Annotated in this window: 8 protein-coding genes; 5 read left to right on the top strand and 3 right to left on the bottom strand. The window is 60.9% G+C overall.

Annotated features, from left to right (window positions below; translation table 11 throughout):
- Positions 1-2,149: ATP-dependent chaperone ClpB (gene clpB, locus AC2FL1_RS22965; RefSeq protein ID WP_496878464.1), on the top strand; the 2,149-nt coding region annotated here is incomplete at its 5' end.
- 184 nt (positions 2,150-2,333) lie between these two features.
- Positions 2,334-3,029: a DUF6629 family protein gene (locus AC2FL1_RS22960; RefSeq protein WP_496878463.1), complete on the top strand. Its 696-nt coding sequence runs from the start codon at positions 2,334-2,336 to the stop codon at positions 3,027-3,029.
- A gap of 3 nt (positions 3,030-3,032) precedes the next feature.
- Here the strand turns inward: AC2FL1_RS22960 and AC2FL1_RS22955 are convergent, their stop codons facing one another.
- The 3 genes from AC2FL1_RS22955 to AC2FL1_RS22945 all read right to left on the bottom strand — a co-directional run bounded on the left by AC2FL1_RS22955 (position 3,033) and on the right by AC2FL1_RS22945 (position 4,554).
- The gene (locus AC2FL1_RS22955; protein WP_496878462.1) at positions 3,033-3,515 is read right to left on the bottom strand and encodes a hypothetical protein; all 483 of its coding nucleotides are present in this window, start codon (positions 3,513-3,515) and stop codon (positions 3,033-3,035) included.
- 87 nt (positions 3,516-3,602) lie between these two features.
- The gene (locus AC2FL1_RS22950) at positions 3,603-3,971 is read right to left on the bottom strand and encodes a hypothetical protein (protein ID WP_496878461.1); all 369 of its coding nucleotides are present in this window, start codon (positions 3,969-3,971) and stop codon (positions 3,603-3,605) included.
- A 145-nt stretch (positions 3,972-4,116) separates the two neighbouring features.
- Positions 4,117-4,554, bottom strand: coding sequence for a DUF302 domain-containing protein (locus tag AC2FL1_RS22945; RefSeq protein ID WP_496878460.1), 438 nt, complete (start codon positions 4,552-4,554; stop codon positions 4,117-4,119).
- A gap of 110 nt (positions 4,555-4,664) precedes the next feature.
- Here AC2FL1_RS22945 and AC2FL1_RS22940 point away from each other — a divergent pair, with 110 nt between their 5' ends.
- The 3 genes from AC2FL1_RS22940 (at position 4,665) to msrQ (ending at position 7,824) form a co-directional block, all read left to right on the top strand.
- A complete protein-coding gene (locus AC2FL1_RS22940; RefSeq protein ID WP_496826392.1) occupies positions 4,665-6,218 on the top strand; it encodes an FMN-binding glutamate synthase family protein in 1,554 nt (517 codons plus the stop codon).
- 106 nt (positions 6,219-6,324) lie between these two features.
- Positions 6,325-7,224: a protein-methionine-sulfoxide reductase catalytic subunit MsrP gene (gene msrP, locus AC2FL1_RS22935; RefSeq protein ID WP_496826768.1), complete on the top strand. Its 900-nt coding sequence runs from the start codon at positions 6,325-6,327 to the stop codon at positions 7,222-7,224.
- Positions 7,225-7,227: 3 nt separating this feature from the next.
- Complete coding sequence (gene msrQ, locus AC2FL1_RS22930; protein WP_496826390.1) at positions 7,228-7,824, top strand: protein-methionine-sulfoxide reductase heme-binding subunit MsrQ; 597 nt, start codon at positions 7,228-7,230, stop codon at positions 7,822-7,824.
- Positions 7,825-8,113: the final 289 nt, after the last annotated feature.

The raw sequence follows: 8,113 nt of genomic DNA, 5'->3' as shown, positions 1-8,113 counted from the left end.
CTATGACGCGCTCAAGAAATATGCGCGCGACCTGACCGAGGCCGCAGCCGAGGGCAAGATCGACCCGATCATCGGGCGCGACGAGGAAATCCGCCGCTCGATGCAGGTGCTCAGCCGCCGGACCAAGAATAATCCCGTCCTGATCGGCGAGCCGGGCGTTGGCAAGACCGCCATCGCCGAGGGCCTGGCGCTGCGTATCATCAACGGCGATGTGCCGGAATCGCTGCGCGACAAGAAGCTCTTGGCGCTCGACATGGGCGCGCTGATCGCAGGCGCGAAATACCGTGGCGAGTTCGAGGAACGGCTGAAGGCGGTTCTGACCGAGGTCACCGAGGCCGCGGGTGAAATCATCCTGTTCATCGACGAGATGCACACGCTGGTCGGCGCCGGTAAATCCGATGGTGCCATGGATGCGGCCAACCTGATCAAACCGGCGCTGGCGCGCGGCGAATTGCACTGCATCGGCGCCACCACGCTGGATGAATACCGTAAATATGTGGAAAAGGACGCGGCTCTGGCCCGCCGGTTCCAGCCGGTGATGGTCGAAGAACCGACCGTCGAGGACACGATCAGCATCCTGCGCGGCATCAAGGAGAAATACGAGCTGCACCACGGTGTGAGTATCTCGGACTCGGCGCTGGTCTCGGCGGCGACGCTCAGCCATCGCTACATCACCGACCGGTTCCTGCCCGACAAGGCGATCGACCTGATGGACGAGGCAGCCAGCCGCCTGCGGATGGAGGTCGACAGCAAGCCCGAGGCGCTGGACCAGCTCGACCGTCAGATCCTGCAATTGCAGATCGAGGAAGAGGCGCTGAAGAAAGAGAAGGACGACGCCTCGCAGGATCGGCTTGCGACGTTGCAAAAGGACCTTGCGGATTTGCAGGAGAAATCCGCCGAGATGACAGCGCAGTGGCAGGCATCTCGGGACAAGATGAACGCGGCGCAATCCGTCAAGGAACAGCTCGACCGTGCCCGTGCCGAACTGGAGATCGCCAAGCGCGAAGGAAACCTGGCCCGTGCCGGTGAGCTTAGCTATGGCATCATTCCAGCTCTGGAGAAGCAGCTGGCCGAGTCCGAGAACCGCGAAGGATCGGACCTGATGGCCGAGGAAACCGTGCGCCCCGAACAGATCGCGGCGGTGGTCGAACGCTGGACCGGCATTCCGACCTCGAAGATGCTCGAAGGCGAACGCGAGAAGCTGCTGCGGATGGAAGACGAGCTGCATCGGCGTGTCATCGGCCAGGATACCGCGGTCAAGGCGGTGGCCAATGCCGTGCGCCGGGCGCGTGCGGGATTGAACGACGAGAACCGCCCGCTGGGCTCGTTCCTGTTCCTCGGGCCCACCGGTGTGGGCAAGACCGAGCTGACCAAGGCTGTGGCCGAGTATCTGTTTGACGACGACAATGCGATGGTGCGCATCGACATGTCCGAGTTCATGGAGAAACACTCGGTCGCCCGTCTGATCGGCGCGCCTCCGGGCTATGTCGGCTATGACGAGGGCGGGGTGCTGACCGAGGCGGTCCGCCGCCGGCCCTATCAGGTGGTCTTGTTTGACGAGGTCGAAAAGGCACACCCGGATGTGTTCAACGTGCTCTTGCAGGTACTGGATGATGGTGTGCTGACCGATGGTCAGGGTCGCACCGTCGACTTCAAGCAGACGCTGATCGTGTTGACCTCGAACCTCGGGAGCCAGGCACTCAGCCAGCTGCCCGAAGGCGCCGACAGCGCGCAGGCACGGCGTGACGTGATGGATGCGGTGCGGGCGCATTTCCGGCCCGAGTTCCTGAACCGGCTGGACGAAACGATCATCTTTGACCGGCTCAAGCGCGCCGACATGGACGGGATCGTTTCGATCCAGATGGGTCGCCTGGCCAGGCGCCTTGCGCAGCGCAAGATCGTGCTGGAGTTGGACGACGCGGCGCGCAAGTGGCTGGCCGATGCGGGGTATGACCCGGTTTACGGCGCCCGCCCGCTGAAACGGGTGATCCAGCGCGACCTGCAGAACCCGCTGGCCGAAAAGCTGCTGGCCGGTGAGGTCAAGGATGGCGAGACCATCCCCATCACTGCTGGCGAGGAAGGGCTGATCATCGGCGACCGCGTGGTCAGTTCGAACCGGCCCCGCCCGGATGATGCTGTCGTGCATTGAACCGCCGCGCGAACTGAACCAGAGGCCCGCCAGAAATGGCGGGCCTTTTCCTGTTTGAGACAACCCCTTTGGCATCGGCAGGGCGCAAGCGGCAGCATCCTGGAAGGGAGGCCCATTTGCCCGGCGCGCGGTTCTTTCCTAAGCTTGCGTCACAAGCGCGGACCCAACGTCAAGGAGGTCACCCATGTGCTTCTCGGCTACAGCCAGTTTTGTCGCCGGTGCCGCCCTGATCGCGGGTGGCGCGGTCGCGATTCGCAAGTCAGCGGATCTCGGGCCGCGGTTTCTGGGTTTCGCGGTCTTTCCCTTGTTCTTCGGCGTGCAGCAATTGTCCGAAGGTCTGCTGTGGCTGACACTCGATGGCCCTGGCCCGGTCGCACCGGGTGCCGCAGCGTTGGTTTTTCTGTTTTTTGCCTACTGGTTCTGGCCATTCTGGGTGCCGCTGTCCTCGGCCTTGGTCGAGCCTTCCTCTTTTCGGAGGGGGATCTTTTGGGGACTGGCCGCCTTTGGCTTCAGTCTGGGCGCGACGCTTTTTCTGCCGGTGCTGGCCCGGCCCGAAACGCTCGAAATCTATCTGGTGAAGCATTCGATCCAGTACGAGAACCCGAGCATGTTTCCGGGCGAGACTGCCAAGATCGTGGTGCGGCTGGTCTATGCGGTGGTCATCTGCCTGCCGCTGGTAGGCTCATCCCATCCTCAGATACGCATCTTTGGGGGGCTGATCCTGGCATCGGTCGTGGTGGGCTTTGTCTTCGCTGCCTATGCCTTTACCTCGATCTGGTGTTTCCTTGCGGCGATCATCTCGGGATACATCGTCTATATGGTGACCGCAATCGGTCGCGAGGGCGCGCTGGTCGACCCGTCAAGGCGCAACCTGTCCTGAGGCTCAGCCGCTGGAGGTGCGTTCGTCGCAGGTTTTCTTGGCCTGACTGACGGACAATGTGTTGCCGATGATTCCGACGTCATTGGTCAGGGAGGGGGCGGCGCCCTGTGGCGGCGGGGTGAAGCCGAATGTTACGGCCTGCGCGCCGGGTTGGGCGGTGCTTGGAGACGGGCCTTTCCAGACATAGAGCCGTTGATTGCCGGGCTTTCTCATCTGGTTCAGCGCATGATCCCCGGCCCCGCACCAATAAATCGAATTCTCCGAGAAATCGGCGACGATCTCGATCAAGCCGTCGGGCAGCGGATAGGCGACCGAACGGGATTCGTTTCCTGCCACCGCAGCCGCTCCGGTCACAGTGGCGAGGAGCGTTGCAACAATACAGGCCGGGCGTTTGGTCATGGCGAACTCCTGTCTGATGACAAGAATACGGACGAACGCCCGGACTGGATCAGAAACCGTCGTTTGTGACCGCAAATGCCTGCTCAATTGAGACGCGAGCAAGGCCCCGAGCTAGTGAGGCAAGAGAGCTGACCAGCAAAGGTCGGCAGCGCAGAACAAGCATGGGATCGTTGCCTACGTCGGCTTGAAATATGCAATCTTCTCGTAGATGACGCCCTCGTTGCCAACTTTGAGCAAGGCAGACCCCGCGACATCTGTGCCGACGAACCGCCACCAGGCCCAGCGAAGAATATGCCCGTCTTTGTCTGCCGACAACTCGTCAGAAACCTCATAGCGACCCGTGCCGCCAATCGCCTTCATTCTGTCTTCCCAGCCCAGAAGGTAGACAGAAAACTCTTCCTTCGTGATGGGTTCGGCAGCCATTCCGTCGTACCAGAGGTAACCTGGGGCGGCCGCGCGCATTGCACGCTCCGGGTCCATAGATTGCACTCCAGCAAGATACTCTCGCAAGAATGCCATTCGAGTTTGTGGATCGCCACTCATGCCTGCCAAAGTACACGCAGATTCAAAAATCTCAAAGAGACTCCATGGCATACGCCGAGGCGCAGCCTTAGGGTGTGCTCTTGCTTGATACAGGTGTCAAAAACGGTCGCTTGTTTTAGAGGGCGACGGTGAACCCGGCAGAGGTCTACTCTCCGATCGCCTCGCGCGCGATCTCGTCCAGAAGGGTCTGAACCTCCTGCATCGGTCCCTCTGGGAACTGTCGGAATCCGATGGTGACCTCGTCCGAGCCTGGCTGCTTGGCGACGAAGATGCCATAGGGGCAGAACACGATGTTCATCGGATCGGCCTCCATCACCTTGCGCGACAGCGCGGCCGAGCAGAACGAGAACACCTTGGCATCGTCGAACAGAACCACGTCCGAGCCGACATCGGCGCGGGTGCGTTCCAGCATGTCACCCACATGGCTGACGCTGTCGATCACCAGTCCGCGCCCGACAATCGCGCTTTCCAAGCCAAAGGTAACGTCCTCGAAATTGTCGGTGGTGGTATAGGTCACCGCATCCTGTGCGGATGCCGCCCCTGCGGTCAGCGCGATCACCGCGCCCAGTAACATCTGATTCATTGCTCTCTCCCATAGTGTCCGTGTGGGTTGCACCGTGAACGGTTCGTCTCCAATCTAAATCGGAAAGAGTTCCGCCGCTTTGCGTCACATCAAGATATAGGAGTTTTCGCATGGGTTTCGCCTATAACGCAATCGAGGTGATGGCCTTTGTCTTTGTCAGCGTCATCGGCCTGATGATGCTGACGGCTGTTGTCCTGTTCTTTGTCGACCGGTTTCAGACCGGCGATGCGATCCGGCGGAACTATCCTGTCATCGGGCGGTTCCGGAATATCTTTACCGAGTTGGGAGAGTTCTTTCGGCAGTATTTCTTTGCCATGGACCGCGAGGAGATGCCGTTCAACCGGGCACAGCGCAACTGGGTCTATAATGCCAGCGAGAATAAGGGGAACACGGTAGCCTTTGGGTCGACCCGCAACCTGAACATTCCCGGCACGCCGATTTTCATGAATGCGCCGTTTCCGCCGCTGGACAACCAGTTCGGCGCCACCGAGCCGCTGGTGATCGGCCCGACCTGTCGCCAACCCTATTCGGCGCCGTCGATCTTCAACATTTCGGGCATGTCTTATGGCGCGATTTCGAAACCGGCGGTTCTGGCGCTGTCCAAGGGGGCCAAGGCGGCGGGCGTCTGGATGAACACGGGCGAAGGCGGACTGTCGCCCTATCATCTGGAGGGGGGCGCCGACATCGTTTTCCAGATCGGCACCGCAAAGTTCGGGGTGCGCGATGCCGAGGGTAACCTGAGCGACGACAAGCTGCGCGAGGTGGCGGCGCATCCACAGGTTAAGATGTTCGAGATCAAGCTGAGCCAAGGCGCCAAGCCGGGCAAGGGGGGCATCCTGCCCGCGGCCAAGATCGACGCCGAAATCTCGCAGATCCGCGGTGTACCGATGGGGATGGACGCGATCTCGCCCAACCGTCACCGCGAGGTCGACGATTTCGACGGGCTGCTGGATCTCATCGCCCATGTGCGCGACGTCACCGGCAAGCCGGTCGGAATCAAGACCTGCATGGGCTCGGCCGACCCGTGGTTCGATTTCTTTCGCAAGATCCGCGATCGCGGCACCGACAGCGCGCCCGATTTCATCACCGTCGATGGCGGCGAGGGCGGCACCGGGGCCGCGCCGATGCCTCTCATTGATCTCGTCGGCCTGCCGCTGCGCGAGGCGCTGATCCGGATGGTCGATCTGCGCGATCTGTCCGGGCTGCACGACCGGATCCGGATCGTGGCGAGTGGCAAGCTGGTGGCGCCCGGCGATGTGGCTTGGGCAATCTGCCTGGGTGCCGATTTCATCACCTCTGCGCGCGGCTTCATGTTCTCGCTGGGCTGCATCCAGGCGCTGAAATGCAACAAGAACACCTGTCCCACCGGCATCACCACCCACATTCCCTCGCTGCAAAAGGGGTTGGTGGTGCATGAAAAGGAAAAGCGCGTTGCCGCCTATGCGCGTTCTGTCATCAAGGAGGTGGAGACCATCGCGCATTCGGTTGGTGTCCCCGAGCCGCGACTGATGCGGCGGCGTCATGTGCGGATTGTCTGCGACGACGGCACTTCGGTTCAGATGGACGACCTTTATCCTTCGGTCAAATCCGATGCCGAGGGGCTGGAACGCGCTCGAGGCAACCGGCAGTTCGAAGACGGCTTGCGGCGTCTGGGCGTGGTCTGACAGAGACGATTGTTTCAACCCGGCAACGCAGCTGTGATGCGAGTTGCGTTGGACGGTGCGCTGCGACGGGATACATTTCTGGGAAATGGCAAAGACGGAGATCCCGATGGCCCATCGCTGGAGTAACGACTTGACCCCCGCTGACGTGACCCCGCGCGGGGCTTGGATGAATCGCAGGCAGCTGATGGCAGGCATGGGTGGCGCGGGGCTGGTGGCGTTTGCTGGCAGGGCGCTTGCCGAGACACTAGAGCCCAACACCTGGGAAGAGATTACAAGCTATAACAACTTCTACGAATTCGGCACCGGCAAGGATGATCCGGTCGCCTATGCCCATCTGCTCAAGACCGAGCCGTGGTCGGTCAAGATCGATGGGATGGTCGACCGGCCCGGCGACTATGATTTTCAGGACATCCTGTCCGAGATGACAATCGAAGAGCGAATCTATCGGTTCCGTTGTGTCGAAGCCTGGTCGATGGTGATCCCCTGGAACGGGTTCGAACTGTCCGATCTGCTGGCCATGGCAGGCGTTCAGGAGCGTGCGAAATATGTTGCCTTCGAAACGCTCTACCGGCCCGAGGAAATGCCCGGCACCCGCTATCCGGTACTGGAATGGCCCTATCGCGAGGGGTTGCGACTGGACGAAGCGATGCACCCGCTGACACTGATGGCCACCGGTCTTTATGGCAAACCGCTGCCCAATCAGAACGGCGCACCGCTTCGGCTGGTGGTGCCATGGAAATACGGCTTCAAGTCAATCAAGTCGATCGTGCGGATCACCCTAACGGACAAGGAGCCTCCGACAAGCTGGAACATGGCGATCCCGAACGAATACGGTTTCTATAGCAATGTGAACCCCGAGGTGAACCACCCGCGCTGGAGCCAGGCCAGCGAGCGGCGCATCGGGGGCGGTCTGTTCGCCAAACGCCAGCCGACGCTGATGTTCAACGGCTATGAAAAAGAGGTCTCGGGCCTTTACCAAGGCATGGATCTTGCGAAATACTTCTGACCCATGGAGCGGGTGAACGCGTCGCTGCGCCGGATTCCGATCTGGCTGGTCTATCTGATCGGGGTGTTGCCGGCGCCCGTGTGGCTCTGGTTGGGCGCGACGGGGCAGCTGGGCGTCGATCCCGCGAAGGTCATCGAGCACCGGCTTGGAGAGCTGGCGTTACAGGCGCTGATCCTGGGGTTGGCCGTAACGCCGTTGCGGCGGATAGTCGGCCTGAACCTGATGAGGTTCCGCCGCGCCATAGGGGTACTGTCATTCTACTATGTCAGTTGCCACCTGCTGGTCTGGTTGGTGCTCGACGTCCAGATTCCGGCCCAGATCTGGGCCGATATCGTCAAACGTCCCTTCGTCACCATTGGCATGGCGGGTTTTGCACTGTTGTTACCTCTGGCGCTGACCTCGAACAATTGGTCGGTGCGCCGTTTCGGACGGGGATGGCGCCGACTGCACCGGCTGGTTTATCCGGCGGTCCTGCTCGGAGCTATACATTTCCTGATGCTGACCAAGGGGTTCCAGATCGAACCGCTGATCTATCTGGGTTTGGTCCTTGTCCTGCTGGCGGCGCGCCTGCCGTTGACACGCCGCAGAATCGCGCATTGAAACCCAGAACCTGGTCGCGGTTCTGGGGATGACCGAAGCCTGGGTATCGGTTCCGGCACGAATGCCCCGCTCCCAGTGCTGATAGCGGTTGTTTGACGGTCGTTCGACCGGGGGGCAGGGGCGGGTTTGGCTTCATCTTGCAAGCTCGGCTATATTAAGATTTTGAATATATTGGCATTTCCCCTTGAATTGAGATTTTTTGTGATTTTTGTATTTTTGTGCTTGCGACTCTTTTTGGTTGGGCCTAGAACCCCCTTCACCGGCGGCGCTGAGGTGCTGCGGACGGGTC

The organism is Ruegeria sp. YKSF070 (assembly GCF_059612725.1).
Note: the sequence above shows the minus strand (reverse complement) of the source record. Positions and strands in the feature narration are given on the sequence as shown.

What these genes read in the sequence shown, in the direction of transcription:
- AC2FL1_RS22960 (WP_496878463.1), top strand. Translation starts at nt 2,334, where the DNA reads ATGTGCTTCTCGGCTACAGCCAGTTTTGTCGCCGGTGCCGCCCTGATC.
- AC2FL1_RS22950 (WP_496878461.1), bottom strand. Translation starts at nt 3,971, where the DNA reads ATGAGTGGCGATCCACAAACTCGAATGGCATTCTTGCGAGAGTATCTT.
- AC2FL1_RS22945 (WP_496878460.1), bottom strand. Translation starts at nt 4,554, where the DNA reads ATGAATCAGATGTTACTGGGCGCGGTGATCGCGCTGACCGCAGGGGCG.
- AC2FL1_RS22940 (WP_496826392.1), top strand. Translation starts at nt 4,665, where the DNA reads ATGGGTTTCGCCTATAACGCAATCGAGGTGATGGCCTTTGTCTTTGTC.
- msrP (WP_496826768.1), top strand. Translation starts at nt 6,325, where the DNA reads ATGGCCCATCGCTGGAGTAACGACTTGACCCCCGCTGACGTGACCCCG.
- msrQ (WP_496826390.1), top strand. Translation starts at nt 7,228, where the DNA reads ATGGAGCGGGTGAACGCGTCGCTGCGCCGGATTCCGATCTGGCTGGTC.